The following is a 15,475-nucleotide window of genomic DNA, read 5'->3' as shown; positions in this document are numbered from 1 at the left end:
AGCGTTTCATGACGATACAGGCACGGTGGTGGGGTGTCATGTGTATGGCCGCAGCAATGGCGGTGGCCATGACCTGTATGGTCAATCCGTCTGCTGCGGCGATTCCGGACACGGAGGCCAGCGCCACATCCACGTCCGCTCCCGCGCCCGGCCGTATCGCCCGCTCCGAGGAACGCACGCTCGCCAGCCTGACGGCTGACAGCCGGCCAGCCTACCGCCTCGACCGGAACACCCGCGAGCTGCGCATCCCCTTCACCCTGGCGCCCGGCTCCGTTCCCGAAAGCGTGGAGCTTGTCCTCTCGGCGCGGCCCGCCTCCGCGCGGTCCGGCGGCCGTCTTGAGGCCCTGCTGGCAGGTTCGCGCACCATATCACTCACCCCGCGCGCGGACAGTTTCGAGGCGCGCTTCTCGCTCTATTCGGACAGCCTTCGGGCTGGCGACAACATGCTGGTGATCCGCTTTGATGCCGGTGATGCTGACGGGTGGCGCATTGACATGCGCGCGAGCCGCCTGCGGGTGACGGCCCTGCCTTCAGCCGGGCACGAGACACTGGAAACCCTGGAAAGAGCGATGGCGGCACACTTCGCTGCGCCGCGCCGCGTGTTCATCCAGGCCAATGGATCAGGGCGTGAGCAGCTGGCCGTGGAGGCTCTGATCGCACAAGGGCTCGCCCTGCGCATGGGTCAGGCGCCCGTTCTGGTCGAGCGCCCGGAGGCCGCAGAAATCGTTGTGCGCGCTGCCACAGACCCGCTTTCGCCCAACGCCTCCATCGCTCTTGCAGACCCCTACACCATCCGCCTGGCGGGCGCGGAGACCACGACGGTCGCCGCAGCGGCGCGCCTGTTTGCCGCGCGCAGCTTTGCCGGCACACAGACACGCATGACGCCTGCCGACGCTCTGTCGGCCCCGCGCCTTTCCCATGCCTCGCCCGGCACCCCGTCACGGCTGGACAATCTGCAGGCACTGGCCGAATCCGGCATTCCCTTCGCACGGGAAAATGGCGGGCGGGCCGCGATCATTCTGGCCGGAAACAGCACTGCCGAACGGCTGGGCGCCCTCAGCCTGCTCTCGCGCGCCTCACTCGTTTCCGGGTCAGCCTGGCTCTACGCCTGGTATGGCAGTGATGCCAGTCTGGCGCCCGCCGACCATGACCTGTTCCTGATGGGCCCGATTGGCGCGATTGATCCGCGCCTCGTCAGCGCGGCGCCAGCCGAAGTGCGTGCGGCCACCGAAGCGGCGAACCGGCGCGTGCCGCGCGAGCGCCGCTCCTACGGGTCCACCGCCTTCGCCGATGAAGGCAGTCCTGTCGCCGGAGCCGTTACCGGCGTTGCCGCGCTTTACCGCGATGCAGGCGGGCGCACGATTGTGCTGCTGACCGCGCCGGAAGGCGCAGATTTCTCGCGCGCCGCCCGCCGGCTGGCCCATTCCGAGCTCTGGCGCGAGCTGCAGGGCCGCGCCGTCCTGTGGGATGCCGGGTCCGTCACGGCCTTCGGTCCGACCGCGCGCGCCGATCATGCCTTTGGCGAACAGATGATCGAGCTGTTCCGCCGCCATGACAGGCTGCTCGCTCTGATCGCCTTCGCGCTGGCTGTGCTTTTGCTGTTCGCGGGCAATGCCGTAAACCGGAGATCAACCCGGAGCGTGTAATACACGCGCCCATGATAGGTCTCGTTCTTGCCTCCAGCCTTGCACTGACCGCTTCGGGCGATGATGCGCGCGCCGAAACGGCTGCGCGTCTGGCACGGCTGGTTGAGGTCGCCGCCATCGACGAGGCGTGCGCCATGCTGCCTCCCGCAGAGCGCGCCATTCTCGACCGGGAGATTGCCAGCGTCCGCCACCAGGCCGAAGCCGGCGGCATGTCATCGGCCACCTGGTCATCCGGCTCGGAGCGGATACGCCGCCGCTGGGCCAGCCCGGACTGCGGCGCGTCCGCGGCCCAGCAGACCGTCTTGCGCTACCGGCAGGCATTAAACGGCTGGCTGATGGGCGGCGAGCGCAGCTTTGAGGGCCAGAGGCGCGTCTGGACAGCCCGCGCCGCGGAAAACGAGCACAGCCACTGGGCGCTCGCCCAGGACGCCGTCCATGACGGCATTTCCGCGCGCTTCGGCTCTGTCATCATCGGTGAGGACACAGTGGTCCTTCTGTCCTTGCGCGCACCGCGCCAGCCGGCCAGCGCCGTGCTGGTATTGCGTGATGTGCAACTCGCACCCCGCCCCGTCGATTTCACATCCGGCGGGCGCCGCCAGCCGCCGGGCGGCGAACCGCTGGCCGGTCTGGGGGCCCTGTCCTCTGGCCAGCGCCGTATCTGGACCAGCGGTGTCCTGCGGGATGGCGGGCGCTTCGCCCCCGGTGGTGACGGGGTAACGGCGAGCTTCACCTTTCCCGGCGACACGCTGGAGCAGATGATGGCGCTGGAAGCGGCCGAGGCCGCCCGCGTGGATCTCTACGATGCCTCTGGCGCGCGGATGGGCCGTATCTGGATAGAGATCGGCGCTCTGCGTCAGGCGCGCAATTACGCCCTGGCCGCCAACCCATCACCCTTGCAATAGGCCGATCAGCTGGCAGCGGCCTGCTGGACGATGGCCTCACCAGCCGCCTGTGCCAGGCGGATCTGTTCACGGACGGCGGGCATTTCCGGCTCGCTCTTGAGAATGCCGTCATCGCTGGCACGCACCACGGGAAGCGAAACCGTCACCGTGGTGCCCTCACCCAGCCGGCTCTGCAGGCTCATCGTACCGCCATGCAAGCCAGCCAGCGCATGCACCAGCGCCAGCCCCAGCCCTGAGCCGCGCTCATCGCTCTGGTGCGCGTTTGCGGCCTGTGCATAGGCATGGCCCAGCCGGCTGACCTCGGCCTCGCTCATGCCCGGACCGCTATCACCAACCGCCAGCACCAGCTCGGCTCCGCTGGCGCGCAGCATCACGACGACAGCCCCGCCATCGGGCGTGAACTTGATGGCATTGGACAACAGGTTGAGCACGATCTGGCGCAGCGCCTTGCGGTCGGCGTGAACCGTCAGTTCGCTTTCGCGAAGATCACAGCTCAGGCGGATATTCTTGTCCTCGGCGCGCAGGCGCATCATCCGCACGCACGTCTCGACGACCTCGCCTGCATCGAACGTCTCGCGCAGCAGCTCGTAGCGGTCAGCCTCGATCTTCGACATGTCGAGAACATCCCCGATCAGATCGAGCAGATGGACGCCACTTTCATGGATGAGGTCGGCATATTCGGCATAGCGAGCCGGCATCGGGCCGAACAGGCGCTGCTTCATCAGGTCTGAAAAGCCGATAATAGCATTGAGCGGTGTGCGCAGCTCATGGCTGATCGCCGCCAGGAACTCTGACTTGGCCTTGCTGGCGGCAATGGCCTCATCGCGCTCGCGCGCCAGCCGGTCCAGCACCTTGTCCTCACGCTGCGGCACCGACAGGGCGACGACAAAACCGTCTCCGGCCCGGTGCGCGCGCGCCTCCAGTGTTATCGGGCGGCCGTTATCGCCGCGCATCTGGGTGACGATGGACCCGCTCGCCTTGTGCAGCTGGCGCTCCAGCATGTCGCGCCCCTCGTCTTCATAGGCAAGGTGCGATACCGGCAGGCCTGCCACATCGCGCGGCAGGCCGGGCATGAGGGAACGCGCCGCAAGCGATACCGCTTGCATCCGTCCGTCCGCATCGCACACGATCAGGGCGGACGGCGCATGCACAAATCCGTCTGCCAGCGGCTGCAATCCGGCATTATCCCGGCCCAGCCGGGTGAGCGCGGGCAGCAGGCCTGCCAGGGCAACCAGCACGCCAAGCCCCAGATAGGCGGCCAAACCCAGCTCGAGCGGGAAAGGCAGGCCCGAGGCAGCGGGCTGCACCACGCCGGCATAGAACATGATGAACAGGGAGGCGGAATTGACCAGCAGGCTGACCAACGCGCCACCATACTGCCGGCTGGCCGCCAGCGCTGCACCACCGGCCAGCGCCGCAAACGGCGTCAGCCAAGCCGGCCCGCCCGGAAGCGCGGCGAGCGCCAGCACCGGCACCACCCAGCTGATGACGATGAAGGCACGTGCCGCATCGCTCCAGCCGTCCGCGCGCGCCAGACGCAGGCCCACTAGTCCGGGAAGGGCCGTCGCAGCCAGCAGGGCGGCCGTTTCAAGAGGGGAACCCAGCATCAGCGCCGACGCTCCGGCGCACAGCCAGAACGCTGCCCAGAGCGCATGAATCCAGCGGGTCCGGGTACGGGCTATCCAGCTGCCAAGCCTTGTTGCCAGGGTGATCATGCGGCCCTTGAGATTCCGACTCACTAACATCGTTGATGACCGCAAGCTCTGCCTGCGGCGTTAACAATTATTGAATCGCGCTTAAGACTTGTGATCGCTGCGTGCGCCCTTGGACAACGGCAAATTTCACGGCAAAGTAGCTCCACTCAAGCTGTCTGGAGCGCTACCGGCCATGATCACACCTCTGCTGGCCATCCTGTCTGTGTCCCTGCTGCATTCCGGCGTTCAGGAAGCCGCTGAAAACACAGAAGAAAATGCAAGTGCGGATCCGGTTCTGGTGCTGGAGTCCGCGCCTCAGGCCTCGGCCCTGCGCCTTCATGCCGACACCTATGCCGCCTACCATTCCGATGTCAGCGAGGCGGGCGCCCGCGAACTGACCTCTGTCATGGCGCTCGACGAGACGATGGACTCGCTGGCCGCCTATTACACCGATGACCGGCTGGTGGACGCCCAGATCGCCTATGCCGCCCTCGTCGCGGCGCAGCATCCTGAATTTATCGACTCGGTACGCGCCATTGCCGACTATTACGGTTCCGGCATAACGGCCGCCAGCCTTATGAACGATCCGGTTTTTGTCACCGGCTTCATGGGCGCTGACACCGCCTCTGACAATGTGGTCGGCGCGCTGACCACCGATACACGCACGATGAACATCGTGGCCGACCGCTACCGCGAGGCGGCCTACGATCTGCAGAGCCAGACCTGGGCGCGCACGCGCGCGCATGACCGCCGCACCCGGCTGGAACAGATTGAAAGCGGGTCTATACGGCTGCAGACGCCGTTCCGCATGGCGGAAAACGGTAATGGCCGCCGTCTCGGCGCCGCCTCTGACCTCTTTGGCGCGTCGGCCAGCGCGCCCCGCCCGGAAGCCCCGACACCCGGTCTGGCGCTGACAGTGGGCGAGACCCAGCTTCAGCCCGATGAGCGCCGCGTGGGCCGCATCCTTGCGGTAGCTGCGCTTCAGTCCATCGAGGCCGGCGACATGCGCGCCATGGATGCGCTGCTGGCCGATCCGGCCGTGGGCCGCTGCATCGTCTCGGCGCGATTGAACCTCGCCCAGTGCGTCGCCGCCGGTCACTTCAAGTATGAAGACGCTTTTTGCATCGCCGAACACGCGCTTCAGGAAGTGGCTGTCTGCCTGACGACAACGCGCGCGCCTGTGGCCGAGTAGCGGCAGCGTTAATGCTCTGAAAACCATTACTAACTGGCGTTAACAGGGCATTTACCGCGACCACTGCTTTTGTTGGAAATGGCCGGAACGCTCGCCTAGCCTTCATCGTAAGGGACAGTAAGTACCCGTCGAAGCAGGTCTGAGGCAAAAGCCGATGATGTTCATATTGCGCGCTGTATTCTGGATTGCGGTCGTGGCGGCATTCGTGCCGCCAGGCTTCACCGCGGCTGGCGGCCTGTTTGCCAGCGATATGGAACGCATGCTGGCCGAACCGGCTGCGCGTGCGGCCCAATCCCTGCACAGCGAAACGGCCCAGCCAGCACAGACCCGTGCGCACGAAACGGGCATTTGCGCCGAGTATGGCGAGCTGTGCGAGATCTGGGACCATGTCACGGGTTTCGGCGGCTATGTCGGCTCGGTGGCCCTGTCACAGGCCGATGCGATGATTGAATCGGCGCGCGAGACCAGCTCTGCAAAACCCGCCGCGCAGACGCGGTAGCACACGCGCGTCTTGCCCTTGACTGCCGGTGCGCCTAGGTCAGGCGCATGCAGACCGGCGACACCGTCATTGAATCCCTCGTGGACGAGTTCGACTTCCTGGGCGACTGGGAAGAACGCTACCGCTATCTGATCGAGATGGGCCGGGCGCTTGAGCCTTTAAGCGCGCAAGAACACAGCGATGCCAACAGGGTGCAGGGCTGCGTCAGCCAGGTCTGGCTGGTTCTCGGCAAGGATGGCGAAGGGCGGCTCGTCATTCGCGGGGATTCCGACGCCCATATCGTCAAGGGTCTGGTAGCGCTTCTGATCCGCCTTTACGCCGGGCGTCCGCCGGCCGAAGTAGCCGCTATTGATGCGCGCGAAGTGCTGGTCCGCATCGGACTGGGAGAGCATCTTTCCCCGCAACGCTCCAACGGCCTTGCCTCCATGGTGGCGCGCATCCGCTCCTGGGCCCGAGAGGCCTAGCCCGCAAACGGATCAGCGGCCCTCGCGGCCCGCTTCAGCCCGTAATGGATGGCCAGACGATCCAGCGCGAGATGCAAGGCCGTGCCACCCGCCTTGTCCGGCCAGTCAAGATCACGCACCGCCCGCTCCATACCCGTCTCCCGGATGACGATATTGATGAGCAGCCTGTCCAGCCCCGGCCCTGCCGCTGCCAGCGCCGCCATCACCCGTTCGCGGGCATCCAGCGCCCGCGCAGGCGCGCCAGCGGGGTCATGACCGCCGCGCGGACCGGATCGCGGCACACCTGACCAGTCGGACGTCACGCGCGAGCGCAGCGTCGAGGCATCATAGTCAGCCCGCAGCCGGTCTGCCGCTGTCACATGGACGCGCTCCAGCAAGGCTGCACGCCCCGGACGCGCAACGGCGTAGCGTGCAACGGGCGACGCATCGCCATTGGCCAGCGCCGCTACCACGCGGCCATCGGCCTGCATGACAGCGCGCGGTTCGAGCCTGCGGTGCTGGGCCGCAAACCGGCCCTCATCGTTGCTGCCCGGCACCTCTTCGCGCTTCAGCCTTGCAAGCCCTGCCTCCGTCACGGTCCAGCACGTTCCGCCCTCGCCGGCCTCCAGCGTGCCGTCGCTGACGCCCGCAGACAGCTCGCGCGCACTGAGTACCGCCAGTGGCCGGCGGCGGCGGTCAGCACCGGCAAACACGCCATAGCCGCGCCCGCCGGGCAAAGCCGCGATGCGTCTTCCAGGGCGCGCCAGCCGGATCAGCCAGGAGGGCGCGCTCACCAGCACAGCTCCGCGCGGTGGCGCCCGTCTGCGTTCAGCGGAGCTGCTGCCGGAAGAGCGGGCGATGGCATGGCCCGCAGCGAGGTTTCAAGATCATCCAGCCGTGCATCAAACCCGGCATCATCGCGCATGTCCTCGATCTTGTGGCAGGCATGGGCGACCGTGCTGCGATCCCGGCCAAAGGCGAGCGCGACGCGCGCCAGCGACATCTCGAACGCGACATGCGCCAGATACATCGCAACCTGACGCGCCTGCGCAGCCTCCGCCGTGCCGCGGCCCGTAGCCTGTACCGCCTCCACTGGCACACCCAGGCTGAACGCGGCGGCCTGGCGGGCCAGCTGGGCCCGCGCCCGGTCTAGCCTGACCCGGTCTTGCGGTCCCCGGCCCTGACCGCCGCGCGCATGCATGTTTTCCATGTCCTCAACTCCCTGCTTCAACGCCATGCCGGGCATAATAGGCCCATAAGCCGAAAATGAGGATAATATTCCTATCTGAAACGCAAAAACCCAATCCCCCTCACGAAACCGCTCGGGGATGAACCGGGGGGAACGCCCCGGCAGAACCTTGAAATCACTGATGAATGAGCTTTTACGCAGAGGGGCCCGCTTCGCCACAGGCGATGCGGACCGGGGGACATGAGCGGGGATAAGGGAGGCTGGCCTAGGCCACCGGGCGCGTCAGCGACCAGTTCCAGTAGCGCAGCACGGTCTGCGCCTTGTCGACCGAGAGCGTGTCGAACACATAGCGCGCCTGTTCGGGCGCGGGATCACCGCGCCCTGCCGTTTGCAATAGCGACATCAGATGCCCGCGTGACAGGCCGGTCGCCTTGGTCAGGACCGCCAGCGGCTCACCGCCGAAATCCGCCAGCATCCGCTCCAGCAGCGAGCGCTGGATGTTCGCCAGCCGCGCCATTTCGTCGATCAGTTCCGGAGAAAGACCCGTCCGGGCCGCTTCTTCAATGGCCCCTTCCAGCGATCCGAAGGGCGAGTTTTCCGCAGCGGCACGATTGCGCTGGCGGCGCTCGATATAGCTCAAGGCGCGGCCAATCAGCTCGTCGCGCGGCGTTTCGCTGGCCGCCAGTGGGAACACATCTTCGGCGGCATCCTGCAGGATCGCGCGGCCCACGGCGAAGCGTTCCAGCAGGGCCCGCCGCTCGCCATGCCCGCATTCCCAGAACAGGGCCATGGCCTGTGCCGGGCGCATCTCAGCGCGCTTGATGAGGCCGTGGGTCAGGGCCAGCTCGTCAGCGGCCATCTGCAACAGGCGGTCCACCGTCTGGCTGGCAAGCTTCGCGCCGGGATTGGCCAGCAATACCAGTATTTCTGCCGTGCTCCCCGAGGCCACCAGCGCCGCCGAGACCACTTCGCTCACATGCTCGCGCCGGGCGATGGCCATGCGGTGGCGGGTTTCGCCCTTGGCCGCAATCTCCATCAGATCGAAATCGGTCAGGGCGCGCGCTGATTGCAGGATCGGCTCGGCCACCTCATAGGTGTCCAGCGCCAGACGGCGCAGGAGGCCCGGCGGGGCCTCTGCCTGCTCTGCCAGCCGCCGGGCAATGCGCATGCGCAATTCCGGTGCAGCATGGCGCATGATCTCGTCCAGCACGTCAGCAACCACCCAGCGCTCCTGCGGGCTGACCTGGCTGGAGGGCAGGCAGACAATGTCGGCCAGCCGCCGCGTCAGCCGCGAACGGGCCGTCACGCTGGGCGCAATTGCTGGATCGGCTCGGTCCATTGCGGCTCGGCTCCCTGACGCGCGAAAGGCTTGTCGCTGCAAAGCTTGCCTTCAGCGCGTTAAGGAAACGTGGCAAAGCCTGTTCAATCGGCGTAACTGGTCTTCTCCGGCCCGCTGCAAGGATCTGTGCAGATTCGCCATGAATGACAGACCGACCGTATCCCGGCAGCCCTACCGGCGGCGCTTCAGACCTGATCCGTTCTGGGCCTATATGGCCGTGGTAGCGGCCTGGTTTGCCAGCTTCGGCCTGCAGACCACCCTGTTTCCGGGCGTTATCAATTTCACCCTCGCCGAAAGCCCCGCGCGCCTTGGCATCGCCCAGGCCGCCCTTACGGCGCCCATGCTGTTCCTCCTGCCGCTGACCGGCGTGCTCGCCGAGCGCGCAGACCGGCGCACCCTGCTTCTGGTCTTTCACGGTGTGGCAGGCGTCTCGGCGGGCATCATGGCCGCCCTGATGTTTGCCGGCCTGCTCAGCTATGAGGCGCTGGTAGTCTATGCGCTCGTGGTCGGATCGGCCGGCGCGTTTGTGATGCCCGCGCGCGATTCCGCGATCAATGGCGTGACACGCGTCACCCAGCGCCTGGGCAACCCGCTCAGCCTGCAGCGGGCCATCGTTTTCGCGTCCCTCGTGCAGTTCGGTGCCCAGATCACCGGCATGGGCGCAGGCTTTCTGGCCAGCTATGTCGGCCCGGCGCCGCTGTTTGCCGTACAGGCCCTAATACTGGTGGCAGGCGGCGCAATGGCCATGTCGATGCCGCGCCTGCCACGTCCGCGCGAACACACCGAGCCCGTGCTGACCGCCCTTGTAACCGGACTGCGCACGGTCATCAGCTCACCCGTCATCTGGCCGATGACGCTCATCATGATCGCGGTGGGCGCGCTGGTGGTCGGGGGCGGCTTCTTTGTCATCATCCCCGTACTGGTGCGCGACATCTATCTGGCCGGCTATGACGTGCTGGCCGGGCTGATGGTCACGTTCTGGGTCGGCGCGCTGTTTTCCAACATCATCCTGGCGCGCATGCCGCTGATCGAGCGTCCGGGCAGAACACTGATGGTGGTGCAGACAGCCGCCGCACTCGCGCTTGGATGCATTGCCCTGCCTTTGCCCCTGCCCGCCCTCTTCCTGACCATCTTCGTCTGGGGTCTGGCGGGCGGCGTGGCGATGTCGCTATCGCGTGCGCTGGTGCAGGAAAACGCGCCCAAGCGCCAGATCGCGCGGGTGATGAGCGTCTACCAGCTGGGCCTTTTTGGCGGCATGCCGGCCGGCGCCGTCATCATGGGCTATGTCGTTGAGTGGATGGGGCCGCGTGATGCGGCGCTGATCCCGGCTGCCGGCATTCTGGCCGTTCTCATTGTCATTGTGCTGACAACGCCCATCTTGTCTGTCAAACGCGCCGATCCGTCATAGGCGGCGCACAAGACGGGAGCTTGCCCCATGCCGCGCCTGCCAGCCGACCAAGTCCGCGCCCTGCGGGCCAGACTCACCCCCGAACAGGACCGGATCGCCTTCCATGAGGGCACCGAGCCGCCCGGCTGCTCGCTTCTGAACGCGGAAAAGCGTGCCGGAACCTATCATTGTGTCGTATGCGGCGAGGCCCTGTTTTCCTCCTCTGCAAAATACGAGTCCCGCTCTGGCTGGCCCAGCTTTTTCGAGCCCGTAAGCCCGGACGCCATCGGCACAAAATCTGATTTCAAGCTGTTGATGCCGCGCACCGAGTTCCACTGCGCCAATTGCGGCGCCCATGGCGGACACGTCTTCAATGACGGACCGCCGCCGACCGGCCAGCGCTGGTGTGCAAATGGGGAAGTGCTGGACTTCCGTCCCGACGCGAATGAGGGCTAGAGTGCAGGCCATGCCGCGTTGCGGTCTGGTCTTTTATTCCCGGAGCCTGATTTCCATGTCTTCCATTCGTTTGCGTGCAAGCCTTCTGGCTGGCGTGGCCGGTCTTGCCCTTGTCGGCCTGACCGCCTGCGAGCCCGCCAATACACCCGAAAACACCAGCGCCGCGAGCCAGTCTGAAATGAACGAGAATGCCCCGCAATCTGCCCTGATCGACCGGGCGCTTGCCTTCACCCCGCCAAGCGTGGAGGCCCGCCCCGTCACCATCGAGCAGCTGGGCCGCACCCGCACCGACAACTACGCCTGGTTGCGCGATGAGAACTGGCAACAGGTCATGCGCGACCCGTCTGTCCTGACCCCTGAAATCCGCACCTTCCTGGAGGCGGAAAACGCCTATTACAACGAGGTGATGAGCCCGCTCTCCGAGCTTCAGGAGACGATCTACCAGGAAATGCGCGGCCGTATCCGCGAGGATGACAGCTCTGTGCCCAGCCGCGATGGCGAGTGGTTCTACTATTCGCGTTTCCGCGAAGGCGGCCAGTATCCGGTATTTGCCCGCCGGCCTGCCGACGCTAACGGCGAGATTTCCGGCGAAGAGCAGATCATCCTGGATGGCGATGCAGAAGCCGAAGGCGTCGAATACTTCTCGCTGGGCGCGTTCGAGCACAGCCCTGACCAGCGCTATGTCGCGTGGGCGGTCGATACCAATGGCTCGGAATATTACGAAATCCGCATTCGCGATCTTGAAACCGGCGAAGACATCGCAACCCTGACTGATGAGGGCTATGGCTCGCTGGAATGGGCCAATGACTCGCGCACCATCTACTGGGTATGGCGCGATGACAGCGCCCGGCCCAAGCGCGTCTACCGGCAGGCCATCGACTCCACCGAGCGCGAACTGGTCTATGAAGAGGCCGATGACGGCTTCTTCCTGGGTGTCAGCCGTACCGATGGCGATAGCTGGATCAGCATCTATACCGGCGACCATACCACCAGTGAAATCCGCCTCTATGACGCCAATGACCCGTCAGCAGAGGCCGTGCTGGTCTCCGAGCGTGAGGAGGGCGTGGAGTACTCGCTGACCGAAACCGGCAACGGCATGTTCATCCGCACCAATCAGGACGGCGCCGTGGATTTCCAGATCATGCGCGCGCCGGTCGATGATCCGCGCCGCGAGAACTGGGAGCCCTTCATCGACCACCGTTCCGGCACCTATGTGAACGGGCTGATGGGCTTTGAGAACTGGCTGGTGCGCTCCGAGCGTGAAAATGCCCTGCCGCGCATCATCGTGCGCAATGTGGAGAGCGGTGAAGAGTTTGCCATCGCCTTCGAGGAGGAGGCCTTCTCGCTTGGCATGAGCGGTGGCTACGAGTTTGCCACCGACCAGATGCGCTTCACCTATGAAAGCCCGTCCACGCCGCGCCAGACATGGGACTTCAACATGGCGACACGCGAGCGGACCCTGCGCAAGGAGCAGGAAATCCCCTCCGGCCATAATCCCGATGACTACACCGTCCGGCGCATCAACATTACCGCGCGTGACGGCACTGCCGTCCCGGTCACCATCCTGCACCGGGTCGAGACGCCGATTGATGGCTCGGCACCGCTGCTACTCTATGGCTACGGCTCCTATGGCTATTCCATGCCGGCCAGCTTCTCCATCGGCAATCTGTCGCTGGTGGACCGCGGCATGGTCTACGCCATCGCCCACATTCGCGGCGGCACCGACAATGGCTATCAGTGGTATCTGGACGGCAAGCTCGACCGCAAGATGAACACCTTCAACGATTTCGTTGATGCGGGCCGGGCACTCGCAGCCGAAGGCTATACCAGCGAAGGCAATATCGTGGCCTTCGGCGGATCGGCTGGCGGACTGCTGGTCGGTGCAGCCATGAACCAGGCGCCCGAGCTGTTCTCCGGTGTCATCGGCGCTGTGCCGTTCGTCGACGTCATCAACACCATCTCCGATCCCACCCTGCCGCTTACCCCGCCAGAGTGGAATGAATGGGGCAATCCGATCACCGATGAAGCTGCCTATGACTACATGCTATCCTACAGCCCGTACGATCAGGTAAGCGCCCAGGACTATCCCCACCTTCTGGCGACGGCCGGTCTTACCGACCCGCGCGTCACCTACTGGGAACCGGCCAAATGGGTTGCCCGTGTACGCGAGATGCGCACCGATAACGGGCTGACCCTGCTGCGCACCAATATGGGCGCCGGCCATGGCGGCGCCTCTGGCCGCTTCGACAGCTTGCGTGAGCGGGCTCAGGACTGGGCGTTTGCACTAATGGTCTCAGGCCTTGCCGACAGCGAAGCCAGCGTCGAGGTGGAGGACGCGCCTGCCGAGGATGCAGCCGAATAGGCCGCGCCCTCACTTGCCTGTTGAATGCAGAAAGCCGGGCAGTGTCGCTGCCCGGCTTTTTTCTGACCGAAGGCCTGTCGATGACGCCGACGCCAGCAACGAAAAAGGCCCCGGACAAATCCGGGGCCTTTCATTGATCAGAGCGCCAAGCTGGCTGTGAACTAGCCTGCTGCACCTTCGCGTGCAGCACGCTCCAGAGCTTCGCGGCGTTCCGCCGCCTGCTCGTCATTCATGCCGACTTCGCGGAACTGCTCGCCGTACTGGTTGAAATAGATCTGACAGCGCTGGGGCACTTCGATGCGCACGCGGCCATCCTCGTCAGCCTCACCGATAACCGTCGCGATACGGCGTTCAGCTTCGACTGTCAGGCGGCACTCGTCGATCTGCACCTGTTCACGCTGGCGGGCACGGCGCGCCACACCCTCGATCTGGCCATTCACGAACGTGATCCAGCCATTGGCCTGGCTGCGCGACGATGCAAACCTTGCACCCTCGCGGAAAGCGGCCAGCGCACCCTGGTTGTCATTGAGGTTGAAACGCGCGGTACCCAGCAGCACCCAGGCTTCGCCGGGCTGGCGAAGGCCACCGCGGTTAAGCGCTGTCTGGAAAGCTTGCGCAGCCGGCTCCCACTGGTTCAGCTGGTAATGCGCCTCCGCCAGCACCAGCGCCGTCTGGCCGTCCTGGCGCATTTCCGAAAGCTGGCGCAGAACCGGCAGGGCCCGTTCAAACTCGGCCGCCTGACGCCACATATTGGCCAGCAGCTCGACATTGCGGACATTGCGTTCGATACGCCCGGCATTCATTTCCCGTTCGAGAATGGTCGCGCCGCGATATGGGTTGTCGTAAAAGCTGTAATACTGGGCAAGCCGCAGCAATTCCTCGCCTTGCGTAAACAGCCCGTTCAGATACATCAGCTTGTTGGCTTCGAACGCCTGTTCTTCCTGCTCCGTCCGGGCCATGAGGCTGACCAGGTTCTGCCAGCCCGTGCGCTCCTGGGGGAAACGGTTCACCATCTCGCGCACAACCCGAAGCTCGTCAGCAGGACGGTTCAGCTGCTGATAATAAACCAGCATGATCGGATATTCGTTCAACGTCTTGTTGGGCGTAGCCTCATACCACTGCTCCGCGTAGCGAAGCCCGTCATTATAGCGCTCGCCTTGCGCATACGCGATGGCCAGCAGGCGGGCTAGACCGGCATTGACCGTTGCTCCTGCCGCAATCGCTGCCTCCAGCTCACGGATACCGGCATCGATTTGCTCCATGCTGATCAGGATCTGCCCCAGATTGACGCGAACATCGCGCACCTCTGTGGCATTCAGACCGCCCGCATTGATCGCCGCACGGAAATCGGAAACGGTCTGGCTCATATTATCGAGCATGAAATGCAAGCGGGCGCGCTGCGAATACATGACGCTCGCCTCATAGGCGCTCGGATTCATGCCAAGACCACGGGTAAAGGTGTCGACCGCAGCCCGATACTGCTCGGCTTCGATCTGTTCCTGTGCCTGAAGCACCAGCGTACCGATCTGGGTCGAGAACGTACGGTTCTCGTTACTCTGCTCCCTTTCCTGGTCGCGGTCACGGCGCTGCGCTTCGGCATCAGTGCCGACAGCCGTCATGCCAATGCTGCCAGCTACCAGCACAGCTGCGAGGACACGCCCAATTCCGGTCATGCTCTGGCTCTCGCGGATCATCTTGTCACTCCTGTAGAACGCCTCGAAGGCGGCGAGCCGACACGTATCGGTCTGTTACTGGTTTAGATTATAGTCGAACTGCGTCTGCACACCGCGCCGCCACTGCGGCGTACCGTCCTGGACGCGCGGCTCATAGCGCCAGCGCTCGACCGCGCGAATGGTTTCGCGTTCGAACACCGAGTTGGTGCAGCTCAGAATACGCACATTCGTCGGGCTGCCCTCCGGTGTCACGTCGAACTCGACCGAACACCGTCCCTCGATACCACGCTCTGCGGCCCGGGGAGGATAGTTCGGAGGAATCCGTACCAGCGGCTGCGCGTCACGGTCGGACACGTCGAAGCTGATATCGCCACCGGCCAGCGACGGGCGGTCAAACTCCGGCAGGCCACCGACGATGGTGGACATGCTCTCGGTCGGCTGATCGGCGCGAGCCCGCTCGATTGCCGGGGGCGGCGGCGGCGGCGTTACATCCTCGACCTGGTCGATATTCGCGTCACGTTGACGGGCCTGGATTTCCTCCGGGGCGTCGGCAATCGTGATCCTGACCTCATCACCCGCGTCGTCAGGCGGCGCGGTATCATCAAAGATGAGGATCTGCATCAGCGTGAAGAGAAGGAAGGTGACGATTGCCGCGAGCGGCGCACCTACAAGAAGACGGACAAGACTGGCCAT

General features: G+C 65.1%; 14 protein-coding genes. 8 read left to right on the top strand and 6 right to left on the bottom strand.

Annotated features, from left to right (window positions below):
* The first annotated feature begins 44 nt into the window (after window positions 1–44).
* Both ACTIGC_RS09850 and ACTIGC_RS09845 read left to right on the top strand, forming a co-directional pair.
* Window positions 45–1,646: a hypothetical protein gene (locus tag ACTIGC_RS09850; RefSeq protein ID WP_439634235.1), complete on the top strand. Its 1,602-nt coding sequence runs from the start codon at window positions 45–47 to the stop codon at window positions 1,644–1,646.
* A gap of 11 nt (window positions 1,647–1,657) precedes the next feature.
* Entirely contained in the window at window positions 1,658–2,548 is an 891-nt protein-coding gene (locus tag ACTIGC_RS09845) for a hypothetical protein (protein ID WP_439634234.1), read from the top strand.
* 5 nt (window positions 2,549–2,553) lie between these two features.
* On the opposite strand, the gene ACTIGC_RS09840 is transcribed toward ACTIGC_RS09845, so the two are convergent.
* Window positions 2,554–4,293, bottom strand: coding sequence for an ATP-binding protein (locus ACTIGC_RS09840; protein WP_439634233.1), 1,740 nt, complete (start codon window positions 4,291–4,293; stop codon window positions 2,554–2,556).
* A gap of 142 nt (window positions 4,294–4,435) precedes the next feature.
* On the opposite strand from ACTIGC_RS09840, the gene ACTIGC_RS09835 reads away from it, so the two are divergent.
* The 3 genes from ACTIGC_RS09835 to ACTIGC_RS09825 all read left to right on the top strand — a co-directional run bounded on the left by ACTIGC_RS09835 (window position 4,436) and on the right by ACTIGC_RS09825 (window position 6,397).
* Window positions 4,436–5,434, top strand: coding sequence for a hypothetical protein (locus ACTIGC_RS09835; RefSeq protein WP_439634232.1), 999 nt, complete (start codon window positions 4,436–4,438; stop codon window positions 5,432–5,434).
* A 154-nt stretch (window positions 5,435–5,588) separates the two neighbouring features.
* On the top strand, window positions 5,589–5,933 hold the full coding sequence (locus ACTIGC_RS09830) for a hypothetical protein (RefSeq protein ID WP_439634231.1): 345 nt from the start codon (window positions 5,589–5,591) through the stop codon (window positions 5,931–5,933).
* A gap of 47 nt (window positions 5,934–5,980) precedes the next feature.
* A complete protein-coding gene (locus ACTIGC_RS09825) occupies window positions 5,981–6,397 on the top strand; it encodes a SufE family protein (protein WP_439634230.1) in 417 nt (138 codons plus the stop codon).
* On the opposite strand, the gene ACTIGC_RS09820 is transcribed toward ACTIGC_RS09825, so the two are convergent.
* From ACTIGC_RS09820 to ACTIGC_RS09810, 3 genes are all read right to left on the bottom strand, one after another.
* Complete coding sequence (locus ACTIGC_RS09820) at window positions 6,394–7,170, bottom strand: DUF6456 domain-containing protein (protein WP_439634229.1); 777 nt, start codon at window positions 7,168–7,170, stop codon at window positions 6,394–6,396. The genes ACTIGC_RS09825 and ACTIGC_RS09820 overlap by 4 nt on opposite strands.
* Window positions 7,167–7,586 (bottom strand): helix-turn-helix domain-containing protein, encoded by a 420-nt coding sequence (locus ACTIGC_RS09815; RefSeq protein WP_439634228.1) that lies wholly within the window; start codon window positions 7,584–7,586, stop codon window positions 7,167–7,169. The genes ACTIGC_RS09820 and ACTIGC_RS09815 overlap by 4 nt, the downstream gene beginning before the upstream one ends.
* Window positions 7,587–7,830: 244 nt before the next feature.
* Window positions 7,831–8,904, bottom strand: a complete 1,074-nt coding sequence (locus tag ACTIGC_RS09810) for a DUF2336 domain-containing protein (protein ID WP_439634227.1) — start codon at window positions 8,902–8,904, stop codon at window positions 7,831–7,833.
* Window positions 8,905–9,043: 139 nt separating this feature from the next.
* On the opposite strand from ACTIGC_RS09810, the gene ACTIGC_RS09805 reads away from it, so the two are divergent.
* Genes ACTIGC_RS09805 through ACTIGC_RS09795 form a run of 3 tightly spaced genes read left to right on the top strand, consistent with a single transcriptional unit; the run spans window position 9,044 to window position 13,109 of the window.
* Complete coding sequence (locus ACTIGC_RS09805; RefSeq protein WP_439634226.1) at window positions 9,044–10,312, top strand: MFS transporter; 1,269 nt, start codon at window positions 9,044–9,046, stop codon at window positions 10,310–10,312.
* A gap of 27 nt (window positions 10,313–10,339) precedes the next feature.
* Window positions 10,340–10,747 (top strand): peptide-methionine (R)-S-oxide reductase MsrB, encoded by a 408-nt coding sequence (gene msrB, locus ACTIGC_RS09800; protein ID WP_439634225.1) that lies wholly within the window; start codon window positions 10,340–10,342, stop codon window positions 10,745–10,747.
* A 55-nt stretch (window positions 10,748–10,802) separates the two neighbouring features.
* The gene (locus ACTIGC_RS09795) at window positions 10,803–13,109 is read left to right on the top strand and encodes a S9 family peptidase (RefSeq protein WP_439634224.1); all 2,307 of its coding nucleotides are present in this window, start codon (window positions 10,803–10,805) and stop codon (window positions 13,107–13,109) included.
* Between the two features lie 161 nt (window positions 13,110–13,270).
* Here the strand turns inward: ACTIGC_RS09795 and ACTIGC_RS09790 are convergent, their stop codons facing one another.
* Both ACTIGC_RS09790 and ACTIGC_RS09785 read right to left on the bottom strand, forming a co-directional pair.
* Complete coding sequence (locus ACTIGC_RS09790; RefSeq protein WP_439634223.1) at window positions 13,271–14,803, bottom strand: tetratricopeptide repeat protein; 1,533 nt, start codon at window positions 14,801–14,803, stop codon at window positions 13,271–13,273.
* A gap of 54 nt (window positions 14,804–14,857) precedes the next feature.
* Window positions 14,858–15,475, bottom strand: coding sequence for an energy transducer TonB (locus ACTIGC_RS09785; RefSeq protein ID WP_439634222.1), 618 nt, complete (start codon window positions 15,473–15,475; stop codon window positions 14,858–14,860).

This window comes from Glycocaulis sp. (assembly GCF_051859565.1).
In the GTDB taxonomy this organism is placed as follows: Bacteria; Pseudomonadota; Alphaproteobacteria; order Caulobacterales; family Maricaulaceae; genus Glycocaulis.
The sequence above is the reverse complement of the archived record's forward strand: the minus strand, read 5'-3'. Positions and strand labels throughout refer to the sequence as shown.